Source organism: Fluviicola taffensis DSM 16823 (genome assembly GCF_943372375.1).
GTDB lineage: Bacteria > Bacteroidota > Bacteroidia > Flavobacteriales_D > Crocinitomicaceae > Fluviicola > Fluviicola taffensis_A.
Window position 1 is genome coordinate 532,580 of record NZ_CALRYJ010000001.1, and the last position, 16,018, is coordinate 548,597.

The window sequence follows — 16,018 nt, forward strand, 5'->3', positions numbered from 1 at the left end:
TTTTATTATACGCCTGCAAAGACAGAGTATAAGAATTTCATGTATTCGTTTAGGAATTCTGCTTATTTTCGGCTGGTAATCCAATTCGCAATTCATGCAAACTACAAAAACAAACTACGGAGCACTTTCCACTCTAACTACTGTTTTCTTCTTTTGGGGATTCATCGCCGCAGGAAATAGTATTTTCATTCCTTTTTGTAAACACTATTTCGGTTTAGATCAGTTTCAAAGTCAGTTGATCGATTTTGCTTTTTATGGAGCATATTATTTGGGGGCATTGGGGTTATTTGTTTTCAGTACAATGACTAAAAAAGATTTGGTTTCCACTTGGGGCTATAAAAAAAGCATTGTTTATGGGCTAGTTTTCTCTGCTTTGGGTGCGACCATGATGATTATCTCTGTATATCTGAATGTGTTTGCGGCCATGTTATTCGGATTATTCATCGTTGCATTGGGTTTCTCCTTACAACAAACATCTGCCAATCCATTCATGATTGCATTGGGGGATGAAAAAACAGGAAGTAACAGAATCAATTTGGGTGGAGGAATCAATAGCTTCGGAACAACTATTGGGCCTGTTGTCGTTTCGTTAGCTCTATTCGGAAGTTCAGTAGCAGTTAGTGATGAAATGATTTCCAAATTAAGTTTGAGCAAAGTGATTGTTTTGTATGCCTGCGTTGGATGTTTGTTTTTAGGGGTTGCAGCATTGTTTGGTTTTTCGAAAAAAGTGCCTGATGGTAAAATGGATTCGGAAATACCAGAAAGTGAAAAAGCTAAAAAAACGATGATTACTATGCTAATCGTTACGGGCTTGCTGATTGCTTGTTTTTCTCCTGTTTTCAGTAGTTACCGATCTGATGAAGCAAAACAATTAACAGAATTGAAAAGCGATCTGGAGCAGCTAACCATTGGTGAGGATAATAAACCACTTGAAAATTTGACGGTTGACCAGCAACATACACGACAAGAAATTAACCTTGAAATCAAAAAAATTTCAGGGCCTCTTGAGAAGAAGCGTATGATCTGGCTTTCTGCCGGTATTTTAACCGTTCTTGGAGGTATTCTATTTGCAAATCGTTCAGCCAAAAAGAATGAAAAAGGTTGGGGAGCAATGAAGTATCCACAGTTAAGTTTAGGAATGCTGGCAATCTTTGTATATGTTGGTGTAGAAGTTGCAATCGGTAGTAATTTAGGAGAACTGCTTAAAATGAAAGAATTTGGAGCCTATTCCTCTTCCGAAATTACTCCGTTCATTGCTATGTATTGGGGAAGTTTAATGATTGGAAGATGGTCTGGTTCGATTAATGCATTTGACTTAAGTAACCAAACGAAAGCAATTTTAAAATTCATTGTCCCATTGATTGCATTTGGAATCATTTTAGGAATTTGTAGCATCTCAGGTTATCGGGTTGATATGCTTTATTGGTATATCATCTGTGTCCTTGTTCAAATCGGTGCATTCTATCTGACTAAAGACAAACCCGCTCGTTCTCTTGCTATATTCGGAAGTTTAGGGTTGTTATGTTTGCTTATCGGGTTGAATACTTCAGGAACAGTTTCCATTTATTCCTTCCTAAGTGCAGGGCTCTTCTGTTCAATCATGTGGCCTTGTATTTTCTCCCTTTCTTTAGCCGGATTAGGGAGACATCAGGCACAAGGTTCCGGATTCCTGGTCATGATGATTTTGGGAGGAGGTCTGATTCCTCCAATTCAGGGAAAATTATCCGACATCATTGGAATCCAACCTTCGTTTATTGTCGGGGCAATCTGTTTTGCATACATCACATTCTTTGCGATCTTCGTGAACAAGCTGCTCAAAAAACAAGGTATTTCGCTTGATAGCGACGCAGTGAGTCATTAAAATTTTGATTTATATTTTTGAAAAGCGATCGGATGGTCGCTTTTTTTGGCTTCAAACCGCGCCAATTCTCACTTTTCTAAAATAATCTATATTGTTTCTAAATAAGAGGAAAGCTTCATTTGGGTTGTTCTAGCTATTAAATTTGTATCGTTTGAAACATTTTTTAAAATACTATGAGTAAATCTGGAATATTTACGTCCTCACTAGCAAAGAAATATTGGATGGCACTTACGGGGCTGTTTCTAATTACCTTTCTTATAGGACACTTGTTGGGGAACCTTCAACTAATTACAAAAACGGGCGAGGAAGGTAGACGTGCATTCAACGAGTATGCATACTTCATGGGACACAACATCTTTATCAAGATCTTGGCTTATGTTACCTACTTTTCAATTTTGGCGCATGCTTGCCTTGGACTGTATCTGGCTTTTAAAAACAAGCAGGCGCGTCCAAAAAATTACGCCTACAATAAGCCGAACACAAATTCAAGTCCTGCGTCCCGCAACATGGCTATTTTGGGAACGCTTATCCTGGTGTTCATTTGTACACACATGGCCAACTTCTGGTATAAGCAAAAGGTAGCCGAGACTGTTCCATTGCATTATGTGGAAGTGAAAAAGGTTCAGCAAATGCAAGACCCACAAACCATGCAACCGGTATCACAAGAGTACACTGAAATTCAGGCATTGACTACTATGGGGGTTTATTTCCCGGTAGGATACATCAATCCGATGACCAATGAGAAAGAAATTCAAGTAAAACCGGAAGGAACTGAGTTTAAAGATCCTCAAAGCGGATTGGTCGCTGCAGAAGGTTACAGAGACTTGCATACGGTCGTTATGAACTTCTTCGGTCAATCTGAACAAGGACAACCAACTAATGAATACGCTCTTTGGGCGGTGATCCTATATGTGATCTCGATGTTTGTCCTGATGTTCCACTTGTGGCACGGATTTGCTTCTTCTTTCCAATCATTGGGATTGAACCACAAAAAATACAATGGCATTATATCCTTTGTAGGTAAAGCATTCGCAATCGTAGTTCCGTTATTGTTTGCGATTATTCCAGTTGTTATTTATTTGACAAGATAATATTCAAAAAATTACTTTATGTCTATTCTAGATTCAAAAATACCAGAAGGTCACATTTCACAAAAATGGACCGACTATAAAGACCACCTGCGTTTGGTTGCTCCAAATAACCGTCCGAAAATTGACGTGATTGTCGTTGGAACAGGTTTGGCAGGAGCTTCAGCAGCAGCATCTCTTGGAGAAATGGGATACAATGTGAAAGCATTCTGTTTCCAGGATTCTCCGCGTCGTGCTCACTCCATTGCAGCTCAAGGAGGTATCAACGCAGCAAAAAATTACCAGAATGACGGTGACTCCGTTTACCGCTTATTCTACGATACGATCAAAGGTGGTGACTACCGTGCCCGCGAGGCAAACGTTCACCGTTTAGCGGAAGTATCGGGAAATATCATTGACCAATGTGTTGCTCAGGGAGTTCCTTTTGCTCGCGAATACGGTGGTTTGTTGGATAACCGTTCATTCGGTGGTACACAGGTACAACGTACATTCTATGCAGCAGGTCAAACAGGACAACAGTTGTTATTGGGAGCTTATTCAGCAATTTCACGTCAAATCGGATTAGGGAATGTACAAATGTACAACCGTCACGAGATGTTGGATTTGGTAAAAGTAGATGGAAAAGCGCGTGGAATTATCGCACGTAACCTAATCACAGGAGAACTTGAGCGTCATTCGGCTCACGCAGTGATTTTGTGTACCGGAGGATACGGAAACGTTTACTTCCTTTCTACCAATGCAATGGGATCGAACGTAACTGCAGCCTGGAAAGCACACAAACGTGGAGCTTACTTCGCAAATCCATGTTACGTGCAGATTCACCCGACATGTATTCCTGTTCACGGAACAAACCAATCGAAACTGACTTTGATGTCCGAATCATTGCGTAACTCCGGTCGAATTTGGGTACCTAAGAAAAAAGAAGATGCAGAAGCAATTCGTGCCGGTAAAATGAGACCGACAGAAATTGCGGAAGAAGATAGAGATTACTACTTGGAGCGTCGTTATCCGGCATTTGGAAACCTGGTTCCTCGTGACGTAGCTTCACGCGCAGCTAAAGAGCGTTGTGATGCTGGTTTCGGAATTGAAGCGAATGATACGATGGAAGGTGTTTACCTGGATTTCTCTTCTGAGATTCGTTCAAAAGGAAAACAGGCAGCTTTAGTGGCCGGAGATCACAATCCTTCAGAAGAAAAAATTATGGCACTTGGTAAAGCTTGGGTCGAAGAGAAATACGGAAACTTGTTCCAGATGTATGAAAAAATTACAGATGAGAACCCGTATGAAACGCCAATGAAGATCTATCCGGCAGTTCACTACACGATGGGTGGTGTTTGGGTTGATTACAACTTGCAATCAACAATCCCGGGATGTTTCGTAGCCGGTGAAGCTAACTTCTCTGATCACGGAGCGAATCGCTTAGGTGCTTCCGCTTTGATGCAAGGATTAGCTGATGGATATTTCGTAGTACCGTATACCGTTTCAGATTATTTGGCTGGCGATATCCGTACAGGGAAAATCTCAACAGATTTGCCTGAATTCGAAGAAGCTGAAAACCATGTGAAAGACTTGATCTCAAAATTCTTAACGAACAATGGATCAAAAACAGTAGATCATTTCCACAAACGTTTGGGTCACATCATGTGGAACAAAGTTGGAATGGGTCGCAATGTTCAAGGTTTGACAGAAGCTATTTCAGAAATTGCAGCTTTGCGTGAAGAGTTCTACAAAGACGTTTACGTTCCCGGAGATGCTAATGAATTGAACCCGGAATTGGAGAAAGCACTTCGTGTAGCTGATTTCATGGAGTTGGGTCAATTGATGGCCAGAGATGCTTTACAACGCAATGAATCTTGTGGTGGTCACTTCCGTGAAGAATACCAGGATGCAGAAGGTGAAACCCTGCGTGACGACGAGAACTTCAACTTCGTTGGTGCTTGGGAATACAAAGGAATGGATATCAACCAATCCGAGTTACACAAGGAAGTATTGAACTACGAGTATATCAAAATCGCAGCGAGAAATTATAAATAATTATTGGTAGGCGTGCGATGAATCGCACGCCTACGTTTAAAATATTGAGAAATGGCATCAAAAACAATAAATATCAACCTGAAGATTTGGCGTCAAAAAAACGCGAATTCAAAAGGAAGTATGGAAACATACAAATTGGACAACGTTTCAACAGATAGTTCATTCCTGGAAATGTTGGATCAATTGAACGAGCAATTAGTAAATGAGCGCAAAGAACCGATTGCATTCGATCACGATTGTCGGGAGGGAATTTGCGGAATGTGTTCCTTGTACATCAATGGGGAAGCTCACGGTCCGGATCGTGCAGTAACTACTTGTCAGTTGCACATGCGTAAGTTCAAGGACGGTGAAACAATTTATGTGGAGCCTTGGAGAGCAAAAGCATTCCCGGTAATCAAGGATTTGGTGGTTGACCGTTCGGCATTTGACCGTATCCAACAAGCAGGAGGATTCGTTTCTGTAAACACTTCCGGGCGTACAATGGATGCAAATGCGATTCCAATCGGAAAAGCGGAAGCAGACAAAGCATTCGAAGCTGCAACTTGTATTGGTTGTGGAGCATGTGTGGCAAGCTGTAAAAACGCTTCTGCCATGTTATTTGTTTCAGCGAAAGTATCTCAGTTGGCATTATTGCCACAGGGACAGGTTGAAGCTCAACAACGCGTTCTAAACATGGTGAAACAAATGGACGAGGAAGGATTCGGTAACTGTACCAACACAGGTGCATGTGCTGTTGAATGTCCGAAAGAAATTTCCTTGGAGAATATCGCTCGCATGAACCGCGAGTATTTGAAAGCAATGGTTGCTGCTGACTAAGATTTATTCCAAATATTCTATTAAAGGCTTTGCGATTTCGTGAAGCCTTTTTAGTTCGTCAAAGGTTCTCCAAACTTGTATTCAGCTGGTTAATAAAAAGTTTATTGACCTAAAAATTTTTTGTTTGTTAAATTTTCTTTACATTTAGTCCATCTTTAATTTACTTATGTTATGAAAAAACTTTTACTTTCCCTTGGGTTAGTGCTTGTTGGTTCGACTGCTATGTCACAAGTGATATTCTCAGTTGAAGCTCCGGCATCTATTCAAGGATTCTACGATTTTAAATCGAATGGAGACGGCTCGAGCTGGGGATTAGCCAATTTGGACGGTATGTTCGTGCTTGACACGGTTGTGCTTGCGAACGATGGAACTCCGGGTGTGAATGCACAAGGAAATCCTGCTTCAGCAACTGGTTGTAACGCACTAACTGCAGGAAGTTTGGCTGGAAAGATTGCCATGGTATTCCGCGGAGATGGAGGAAACCCGGCAATTGGTGCTTGTAGTTTCGGTGTAAAGGCACAAATGTGTGCAAATGCAGGTGCGCTTGCAGTAATCATTGTAAACCGTGATGCAACAACAATTGCAATGAACGGTGGTACAGAAGGTGCTGCAGTAACTATTCCTGTTGTAATGGTGAACTTGGCTACTGGTCAGGCTATCCTTGATCGTATTCAAAACAACGTTCCTGTAGTTGCTTTCATCGGTGACAAAACAGGTTTCTATGATGACGATTTAACTACATTCGAGCAGTCTTCTGTAAGAGCAGAATTCGGTTCAAAACCAGTTGCTTTAACTCAAAATGCTTCTGAATTCTCATTAACTCCGGGAACTTGGGTGTACAATTACGGTAACAACAGTCAAACTGGTGTTACAGTGAACGCTGTTATCAAGAGAAATGGAACTCAAATCTATTCTCAAACATCTTCATCTGCTACAATTCCTTCCGGAGACTCTTTGTTCATGACAACTCCTGTATTTTCATCTGCTTCTTATACGGCAGGTTACTATGAATTGATCTACACAGTTGCAATGACAGCGGCTGATGAATTTGTAGGTGATAACGTTTCTAAAAGCACATTCACGTTGAGCCCGCAATATTGGGGATTGGCTGGTTTTAATGCTACAGGAGACTCTATCAAAGCAGATGGTTTCTACCGTCCGGCTACTTTGCCAACTACACAATTTGAAACATGTATCGTTGTGAAAGATGCAAACGGAGGAAGACTTAAAATGGACGGTGTTCAGTTTGGTGGTATGACTGTAGGTGCTGCAGATACTGCAACTGTAACATTGGACGGTGTTGAAGTAACTTGGTCTTTGTACACATGGAATGATGCTGATCAAACAGTTTCAACAGGTACTTTCGATTTATTGAGTGAGGTTGCTGGAGGTTCTTATACTTATCCTGATCCAGCTGATGCGGTATTAGAGCAACCTGTTTTCATGCCGATCACTAGTGCTCCTTACTACCAATTAGCAAACAATCAAGCTTATTTGTTGTGTATCAACAACTTCGTTCCTTCAGTATACATGGCGTTCAGTACAACTGATCATTATGACTATGCTATGAATGCAGATGATATGGTACGTTTCCCATTGCGTTCTGATGTTGGTACTTGGACTCCTGCTGGATTCAGCGGACTTCCTGTTCCTTCTATTGCTTTGAGAACCGGTACAGACTTAGGTGTTGCTGAAAACACAATCGATGCTGCTGCATTCCCGATTCCAGCTAAAGAAGTAATTACTGTAAAAGTAAATGCTGCTGGTGATGCAACATTGAAAATTGTAGATATGGCTGGTCGTCAAGTCTCCAACCAACAAGTGAAAATTGAAAATGGTCAATTCCAAACTTCAGTTGCTGGAATGAACAGTGGTACTTACGTATTCACATTGGATTATTCAAATGGTACTACTAGCCGCTTCAACGTGGTTGTATCTAAATAATTTAGAATTTAACTAAAATGAAACCGATCCGTCAGCTGACGGATCGGTTTTTTTATGCCCGGTTCTTAAGTAATTATCCTGCAAATGAATTTAGTATCTTCGCGGAAATGATTACATCTATGAAACATTCTCTGATATTTTTCCTTCTGATTTTTAGTTTTTCAGCATTTTCACAAATCCCCGGTTGGACGCACACCCAGCCTATTACAATTATTGAACATTCCGGAAATCCTGTAACCAACTACCAATTGAAAATTACCGTTGATACACAAACACCCATTCTAAACGGTGAAATGTCGGTTTCAGGGGACGATATCCGCTTTTCAACCCGGTGTACTGGCGGTGATATCCTGAATTACTGGATTGAATCCGGTATCAATACAACAACCACTCAAATCTGGGTTAAAATCGATAGTATTCCGGCAAATGGTGGAAAGACCATCTACTTAAATTATGGAAATGCTTCAGCAACATCCTTTTCCGCTATTCCGGGAACATTCTTCGGACCACATTCTTCAACTGATAGTGTTTCCAATGGAAATCCAGGAGGAGTAGGAGACAGCCAACGTGGATTCCGATTCTATCCCAATGAAGACCTATTGGTAACCGCTTTCGGAAAAAGAGAACCAACCGGTTCAACACGCTACATCACCTTATTCGACAACGCTACTCAGGCAATTATTCATCAGACACAAGTGTCAGGTCCAGCAGCGCAATATTCCTATCAAAATATCTCATCCCCCATTTGGTTAACCCAGGGGACACAATACCTTCTGGAAATGTTTCAATCGAGTACTGATGGATACTATTATGGCTCCAGCACTCAAATCGGTGAGCATTTAACCTATATTGACATGCGCTATTGCAATGGCTGTGATCAAAACACCTTCCCTTTGAATTACTTGAATGCTATTCATTATGGGGTTCCGGACTTTTGGTACTTTACAAAGTCGAACATCACTCCTGCTCCAACTTACGAATTAGGACATTTCACAACGAGCATGACTGACGAGCTTTTCATCTGTTTCAATGATTCTGTTTCGATTCCTTTAACTATTTTGGGCGGTCAGGAACCCTTCGACATCCAATGGACAGGAACGGAAATCAGCAATGACACACTTGTTCAGCCAATGGCATCCCCATCAGATACTACAGAATATCATGTGACGATAACCGATGCCTGTGGATATAGCAGAATGGATTCAATCACGTTCAATGTAGGTACTTTGCCAATCCCGAATCTACAAGCCACTGCAACTATTGTTTGTAATGGTGAATGGGCTGAGTTAACAATTGATACTGTATATACTGCGCTTTGGGATGACAATTCGACCGCAGATTCATTAATCGTTTCACCAATGGCAACAACCACATATCATGTTCAAGCCACTGATAATAATGGTTGCCAAAGTTTCGACTCCATCCAGATCCAGTTTCAAACTCCTGTTTATCTGAACAGATCCATTCAAAAGTGTTTCGGGGAGGATTACCATATCGGAACCCACACATATACTTCAAATGGAACCTATATTGATACATTGGCCGGAGTTTCCAACTGTGATAGCATTATCACTACCCAGTTAACTTTTCAAGAGGACATCGATTCCCAAATTCAACAAATTGGTTTGACTTTGGTTGCTGATCTGGGAGCTACAGGATACCAGTGGGTGGATTGTACTGCTGGAAACACTCCAATTCCCGGTGCTACCAATTCGTTCTATGAAGCGACTCAAAATGGAAGTTATGCCGTTATTTCAATGATCGGTTCATGTTCAGAACAATCCAATTGCATTGCAATTTCCACGGTCGGATTGGAAGAATTGAATCAGATTGACAACCTTTCATTATTTCCCAACCCGACAAACGGGAACTTAACGATCCAATCTTCCAATTCGCAAGAATTAAAGATTATCGATATCATTGGAAATGTTGTTCGAAAAGAAAACATTGTTGCCGGAGTAAGTAAGCAAATTGATGTCACTTCTTTGGGAGCAGGATCCTATTATCTTCAATCAAGAACAAAGGTGATCCGATTTGTGATCCAATAAAAAGGAATACCAGAATATTTATAAGTAGGGACGTGATGCATCACGTCCCTACTTTGTTTTTGATACAGTTATAATTTCTTTAACGAAACCAACACCGTCGTACCTTCCGGAGACGTTTGCTCGATTTCAATGGAACCATGATGCGTTTCCACAATCTGTTTCACCATTGCCAAACCTAAGCCGGTTCCGGTAGATTTCGTTGTGAAATATGGTTCAAAGATGGTTTGGATCTGATCTTCCGGAATGCCGGTACCATTATCCCTTACACGAATAAATGCATGCTCTTCATCCGTTTCAACCGAAATAATAATTTCTGCAGAAGCTCCCATCGAAACTGCCTGAATTCCATTTGAAATCAAATTATTCAGTACACGAAGCAGCATTTCCTTGTCGCCAGGAACCCCGATCGTCGAATCTGACGAATTCAATTCCAATTTGACATGAACATTGTCATCATTATCAAATAACGCAACCACGGTCTTTATTAAGCCTACCAGATCTATTTCCGCGATAACCGGCTGTGGCAATTTGGCAAAATTGGAGAATTCATTCGCAATGTGTGTCAAGGCATCGATCTGCTCGATCAAGGATCCGGTAACCCGTTCTATCCTTTCAGCTGATTTCGGATCATTCGGATCAAAAACACGTTGTAAATGTTGAACACTCAATTTCATGGGTGTCAACGGATTTTTGATCTCATGCGCCACTTGCTTCGCCATTTCCCTCCAGGCACTTTCGCGTTCGGATTGAGCCAATTTAGCTGCAGCTTCTGCCAGCTCATTCAATTTGTGATTGTATTCCGCAACCAGAGAACCGATTTCATCTTGCGCCTTGTAGCTGATCTCCTGACTATTTTTACCCAACTCGAACTGGGAAAAACTCTTCCGCAACAACATCAACGGACCGGTTAGCCACGAGGAAACCAAAAGTGCAACCAAAATGGATAGCACAAGCAAAAGCATGAATACATTCAGGATTGCTACGAAGAATTGTCTCAACTGCTCCTCAAACACATTCCGCTGATCAAAATGCAGGATGTTCAAATAACCCAGCAATTCATTTTCATGATTAAATACCGGAACGTATCCGGATAAATAAACCAATGAACCGATATTCTCTTCGTGAATGAATTCCGATCGCATGTTAAACTGGAGTTCATACAGAGCCTTCGGGTTCATCTGCTCACTCAACAAACCCATATTGTAAATTTTCGTTCGGGAAGTTCCCGCCAAAATACCATCCGATTGATACAGGTTAATATCTGCCAGGAAAACCTTCGACCATCTCCTCAGCTGATAATCCAATTCTTCCTGATTCTTGTCGCTGAACTTCTCGGAAGTAAATCGTTGACGGGAGTTAATATCATTGATTACCGATTTCACCTTTTCCCGAATCTGATCCGTCGAATAGCTTCTATACTGTCCGCTAAGCATCGTAGTGCTGGCAATACTGAATCCACCCAGAGAGATCACGATGAGTCCGATCAAGACCAGTTGGATCTTGGTGATCATGGAAATTCCTGTTGAAACACGAACCTGATTCAATTGCTTCAACAATAAAACCAGGGTCAACATCGCTCCGAAGCACACAAGTAATATGGAAGTGGTTGTCAGATAAGACAGCCAGGAAGGCATCTTTTTGCTTAGGATGATCGCATCCGTTTTCGATTTTTTGAAGATCAGGTGTTCAAAACCATCCTTTTCGTACCATTCGTGTCCTTGCTCCTCCTCATCCCCGAAAATCTTCAAATCCGTAGGATAACTGTACGCTCCGTAATTCAGAACCAATTGATTGTTGAAGTATTTGGCAATGGAATAACGTTCCAAAGATTCAAAAACGGCAGTTTGCTTCGAAATCAGAAGTCGCGGAAAACCGATCTTCTCCGGAATTCGTTTGGACTTCATAGTTCCATAAAAATCTACGGTCACCCCATTTCTTTCTATTGGAAAGTAAAAAACATAATTGAACTGACTCGTATAATCCTTCACGTAGTACAAACTCGAATCGATTTCTGATTGAATCCCATGTCGTGCAATCAATTCATCCAATTGCTTTTTGTAAATCCCATTCAATCGGAGACCCGCACTATCCGGCAAATAATAATAAAAATCAACATCGTAGCGGTCCCAATATCCTTTGAACACCTGATACTCCATTGACTCCTTCAATTCAGAAAAGCTGGGTTTTGTATCATGATGAAAAAGTCGTTTCAGGAACGGTTCCTCTATAAGTTTTTCCCTTGCCGTGGTAAAATCCACTTCCGCGTTGATATCCCTGTCATCTGACAGTTGGTTTGCAAAAAGCAGACGTTCTTCCCGTTCTTTCTTTTTGGATTCCATCTCCAGGTTCATCGTGATTCCAAACGAAACAAGAAAAGTAGCCAATAGGTAAAAGGTAAAAGTCCATTTCTGATTGACCCGAAAACCAACGATTAACGAAAGGATGAAAAGTGCGAACATCCAGATGATCCAAAAACCATGCAATCGGAAAATCCATTCATTTGCAATGATCACGGAAGCAAATAATACGAAAAGAACTCCAAAAATTTCAATTCTGTCAGGATTCGTCCATTTCCACTTACCTATGACAAGCAGATAAAATTGCATTAGAAACAAGGCGCTCAATCCAATAATGAAAATAAACACCAGGGAGAAAACATTCAGCTTCAGAATGTCGCTTAGGTGAATCGGAATCGTGGAATTGACAATGATCAATTTGATCATCTGTGGATAAATCATCATGAAAACAGGAATCAGAGCCAATAAAAAATAAACCAGCAGTTTACTCTTTACGTTTAAGATCAATTTCCCCAACGATGGAAGAATCAATATGAAGCTGACGAACCAAATGAGAACCTCTCCAAAATTCGGGATCCAATTATTCAAGGCCATTAATCCGGGATCGAACAAGGAAGTGCTTTCCATCCATTCAAACCAATCCAGTCGCAATGCCAGATAGCGGAGAACAAGAATTGCAAACAGGTAGATCAATCGCTTTGCATTCGTATTCAAGAGTGTGGTGATCTTGAACGAAATCAATAAGATCAGGATCAGGACATCCGCAAAAATAATCGTAAGTAACCTTTCATTATCCGGAATCTGGTCGGTCTTATCGATTCCAAAAATTGCCTCCCCCTTCCGGTCAAAAATGGTGTTGTCTGCATTCGTGACCAAGGAAACAGTCCCATGAATCGCTGGAAAAGGTTGAAAAAAATAATCCTTTAGCTGTTCATTGGTGATAGGGAAAACCCGCTTGATTCCAAAGGTCACTACAAAAATAGCATCCCCCTGTTTCTTCAATTGGCTGTAGTACCACCCGTTCTGCAATTGGGTAATTCCGTTGGTGGGAAAATGCAAATCTGCAAATCGATTTACAGGGCATTTATTCGTATTCCAAAAAACCAATGAATCGGCATAGTACACATGAACAAACAAGGTGTTTTCAAGATTGTTGTACTTTTTTGAAAACTCACCCTTACTCAGATTTTTCCAATCATCCGGAATGATTTCCAGTTGATTTTTCGCACGCGAAATCTGTGATAAAAAAACGGTTTGGAATTGTTGAATGTCTTCCGAGCTAGATTTATTCAGCTTAAATATTAATCCAATTAACAGCAAAAAACAAGCACCCAATACAAGTGCATATCCACGTTTTGCAAAAAATCGGATTATTCCTTTAAACATAACAATTTGGGTGCTAGCATCTGGATGAGTCTTTCAAATTCCAAATCCGCCTGTTGATCATTCTCAAAGATAAAATCTGCCAAATGCATGTAGGGGAAAAGGTATTTTTGGTAACACGGCATCACATGATACTTCCATTGATACATGATTGCCGCACGGGAATAACCTCTTGTTTCCTGATCCCGATACAATCTTCTATCCAACTGTATATCGGGGTCGACATCCATAAATATGGAAAAATCCAACAACTCGTATACTTCCGCATATTCAAACAGGAACAATCCCTCCACAATGATTATCGGAGAAGGATCCAACGTAATCAGCACATTCTTATTCGGTGGAGCATTGAAATGATACTCCTTCACTTCGATTGATTTCCCTTCCTTTAAATCACGCAGATCCTTTACCAGTCGATCCCGATCCAAAGCAGTCGGCAAATCAAAATTCACTTGACCATTCTCATCCAATAACTGCTGTTCAATGGGTAAATAATAATTATCCATAGAAAAAACCGTAGGGTGAAGTTCACCATAAAATGCCGCCAAGCGTTTTAAAAGAGTTGTTTTTCCAGATCCGCTACCTCCACAAATTCCAATGATCATTTCTGCTTATATTCGAAGTTTAAACTGCCTTTTGTCGGAAATTGCTTTGTATCAAAAACCAACCATTTTGTATCTAATTCAACTACAAATTTACTTGGAAATTCCGCAGTAAGCAAGCGACTTGGATTGGAAGTTGCCTGATCGATGCTCCCAGACACGATTCCTGTACCGGAAGTGAAGCTGTGAAAATGTCCTTCCGACTTGGCAGAATTCACATACCAACCGATCCCTTCATCCATTCTGAAACAACCGACTTCCAAGTCTTTTTTAACATTGTAATTCGTACAGGTTGATTCGCAAACCTTGATCCACTCTTTTCCATTCTCCTGGTTTTCCATCTTGTAAGTGATCAAATTAGCCGTGGTTCCGTTCATTTCAATACCTCCTACAAAATAGTTTCCGTTTGCAAAGACCAGGGTTCCCTTTTCATTCGGTTCGCTGCGTTTTAGCAAGGCACTTCCTCTTCTTCCAAAACCAACCCGCGCATGGGCAATGAAATTTGTTTTCCGTTGTTCCAGCACCCGTTCTGCAACCATGACTCCTTTCGGATTGTATTCCTTCACTTTCCATCCCGCCTCTTTTCCTGCATGCAAGCGAGCTGCGAATAAAATATTCTCCCCTTTTTCACCGGCAACATACCACGAAATCTGATCTTCAATCTTGGAAGAACTGATCACATTCTCTGATACGATAAAAGCATACATGTTGAAATTATGATGCGTCATGGAAACAGCGATTGTCGTCAACTTTTCTTTGTCCCGGTGTTTGAACATCCACAACAATGCCTTTTCAGTAGTGATGATATCCGTCAGATACAAATCCGATGGACTGAAACTTCCGATTCGTTTCAAAATCGGGAGGAAGTTCAGATTCATCACTTTGATATTTCCCGCTGCACTCAGCTGATGAATAAAAACCTTATTATCTTTTAATTCTAGGTTTTCAAGAAAGTACGCATATTTACCCCCGTCTTCCGAAATGAAATAGGTTTCCTTGGCCATCGGGTTATAGACCTGCTGCCAAGAACTCTTCCCTTCGCCTGAAACCATTGTCAAATCAACCTGTTTCTGAGTTAACGTCAGGTCGTGGCTCAATGCCAAAGCACCGATTCCTTTCCATTCAAGTATATCATAATAAGGCTGTTTCAGCGGTGGAATTTCAAAATTCTGGGCATGAGTAGCAATACTAACTAGTGCAAAAAGAAAAATTAAAGATTTTTTCATATTAGGAATAAAACGTAAATTGGCAGATAAATGTAAAATATTTCAATTGATTATGTTATTCTCCCGTACAATTAAAAATACTCTTGTAGGATTTTCACTTTTGGTATCTGCATTTTCATTCGCCCAAAAAGAAGAATTTAAAACACTTCCGATAGGTGAACGCGTTCCTATGATTCAACACCAAATGCAAAATTTGGATGGAAATATGATGCAACTGGAATCCGCATCCGGCGATAATGGTCTATTGGTTGTTTTCTCTTGCAATACCTGTCCTTTCGTTGTTGGAAGTGATAGTTTCGAAGGATGGGAAAAACAATACAACGACCTGAACAAATTTGCTGTCGATCACGGGTTCAAAATGATTTTGATCAATTCCAATGAAGCAAAAAGAGATCAGGACGATTCTCCGGAAGCTATGAAAAACAGAGCAAAAGAAAAAGGATATACCATGCCATATCTGATTGATAAAAACTCGGAGCTTGCAGACGCATTCGGAGCCAGAACAACTCCGCATATTTTTCTTCTGAACAAAAACATGGAACTCATCTATGCCGGAGCGATTGACAACAAAGCGGATGGAAAACGTTCTTCAGATGAAAACTACCTGAAAAATGCAATAGAAGCTGCCTCTTCAGGTAAGGAAATTCAAACAAATTCTACACCGCCAAGAGGTTGTAGCATTAAACGTGTTAAAAAGTAAACTCTCCAAAACAAACATA

Annotated in this window: 10 protein-coding genes; 7 read left to right on the top strand and 3 right to left on the bottom strand. The window is 40.7% G+C overall.

What is annotated here, in order from left to right:
* Nucleotides 1–94: 94 nt before the first annotated feature.
* The 6 genes from AAG807_RS02265 to AAG807_RS02290 all read left to right on the top strand — a co-directional run bounded on the left by AAG807_RS02265 (nt 95) and on the right by AAG807_RS02290 (nt 9,791).
* A complete protein-coding gene (locus tag AAG807_RS02265) occupies nt 95–1,861 on the top strand; it encodes an MFS transporter (RefSeq protein WP_341900400.1) in 1,767 nt (588 codons plus the stop codon).
* Between the two features lie 173 nt (nt 1,862–2,034).
* Nucleotides 2,035–2,952, top strand: a complete 918-nt coding sequence (locus AAG807_RS02270) for a succinate dehydrogenase cytochrome b subunit (protein ID WP_341900401.1) — start codon at nt 2,035–2,037, stop codon at nt 2,950–2,952.
* Nucleotides 2,953–2,970: 18 nt separating this feature from the next.
* Nucleotides 2,971–4,983 (top strand): fumarate reductase/succinate dehydrogenase flavoprotein subunit, encoded by a 2,013-nt coding sequence (locus tag AAG807_RS02275; protein ID WP_341900403.1) that lies wholly within the window; start codon nt 2,971–2,973, stop codon nt 4,981–4,983.
* Between the two features lie 51 nt (nt 4,984–5,034).
* A complete protein-coding gene (locus AAG807_RS02280) occupies nt 5,035–5,799 on the top strand; it encodes a succinate dehydrogenase/fumarate reductase iron-sulfur subunit (RefSeq protein ID WP_300660686.1) in 765 nt (254 codons plus the stop codon).
* A 171-nt stretch (nt 5,800–5,970) separates the two neighbouring features.
* Nucleotides 5,971–7,743, top strand: coding sequence for a PA domain-containing protein (locus AAG807_RS02285; RefSeq protein WP_341900407.1), 1,773 nt, complete (start codon nt 5,971–5,973; stop codon nt 7,741–7,743).
* A 17-nt stretch (nt 7,744–7,760) separates the two neighbouring features.
* Nucleotides 7,761–9,791 carry a DUF2341 domain-containing protein gene (locus AAG807_RS02290; protein ID WP_341900408.1) on the top strand — a complete coding sequence of 677 codons (2,031 nt, stop codon included), beginning with the start codon at nt 7,761–7,763 and terminating at the stop codon, nt 9,789–9,791.
* 68 nt (nt 9,792–9,859) lie between these two features.
* Here AAG807_RS02290 and AAG807_RS02295 read toward each other — a convergent pair whose 3' ends face one another.
* The 3 genes from AAG807_RS02295 to AAG807_RS02305 are packed head-to-tail and all read right to left on the bottom strand — an operon-like array spanning nt 9,860 to nt 15,299.
* Complete coding sequence (locus AAG807_RS02295) at nt 9,860–13,474, bottom strand: ATP-binding protein (protein ID WP_341900409.1); 3,615 nt, start codon at nt 13,472–13,474, stop codon at nt 9,860–9,862.
* Nucleotides 13,459–14,076, bottom strand: a complete 618-nt coding sequence (locus tag AAG807_RS02300; protein WP_341900410.1) for a hypothetical protein — start codon at nt 14,074–14,076, stop codon at nt 13,459–13,461. The genes AAG807_RS02295 and AAG807_RS02300 overlap by 16 nt, the downstream gene beginning before the upstream one ends.
* Complete coding sequence (locus AAG807_RS02305) at nt 14,073–15,299, bottom strand: hypothetical protein (protein WP_341900411.1); 1,227 nt, start codon at nt 15,297–15,299, stop codon at nt 14,073–14,075. The genes AAG807_RS02300 and AAG807_RS02305 overlap by 4 nt, the downstream gene beginning before the upstream one ends.
* A gap of 52 nt (nt 15,300–15,351) precedes the next feature.
* Here AAG807_RS02305 and AAG807_RS02310 point away from each other — a divergent pair, with 52 nt between their 5' ends.
* Nucleotides 15,352–15,999: a thioredoxin family protein gene (locus AAG807_RS02310; RefSeq protein WP_341900765.1), complete on the top strand. Its 648-nt coding sequence runs from the start codon at nt 15,352–15,354 to the stop codon at nt 15,997–15,999.
* Nucleotides 16,000–16,018 lie beyond the last annotated feature (19 nt).

Excerpts from the sequence above, each read along its gene's own strand:
- AAG807_RS02275 (WP_341900403.1), top strand. The coding sequence starts at position 2,971 with ATGTCTATTCTAGATTCAAAAATACCAGAAGGTCACATTTCACAAAAA.
- AAG807_RS02295 (WP_341900409.1), bottom strand. The coding sequence starts at position 13,474 with ATGTTTAAAGGAATAATCCGATTTTTTGCAAAACGTGGATATGCACTT.
- AAG807_RS02285 (WP_341900407.1), top strand. The coding sequence starts at position 5,971 with ATGAAAAAACTTTTACTTTCCCTTGGGTTAGTGCTTGTTGGTTCGACT.
- AAG807_RS02300 (WP_341900410.1), bottom strand. The coding sequence starts at position 14,076 with ATGATCATTGGAATTTGTGGAGGTAGCGGATCTGGAAAAACAACTCTT.
- AAG807_RS02305 (WP_341900411.1), bottom strand. The coding sequence starts at position 15,299 with ATGAAAAAATCTTTAATTTTTCTTTTTGCACTAGTTAGTATTGCTACT.
- AAG807_RS02270 (WP_341900401.1), top strand. The coding sequence starts at position 2,035 with ATGAGTAAATCTGGAATATTTACGTCCTCACTAGCAAAGAAATATTGG.
- AAG807_RS02265 (WP_341900400.1), top strand. The coding sequence starts at position 95 with ATGCAAACTACAAAAACAAACTACGGAGCACTTTCCACTCTAACTACT.
- AAG807_RS02280 (WP_300660686.1), top strand. The coding sequence starts at position 5,035 with ATGGCATCAAAAACAATAAATATCAACCTGAAGATTTGGCGTCAAAAA.
- AAG807_RS02310 (WP_341900765.1), top strand. The coding sequence starts at position 15,352 with ATGTTATTCTCCCGTACAATTAAAAATACTCTTGTAGGATTTTCACTT.
- AAG807_RS02290 (WP_341900408.1), top strand. The coding sequence starts at position 7,761 with ATGAAACCGATCCGTCAGCTGACGGATCGGTTTTTTTATGCCCGGTTC.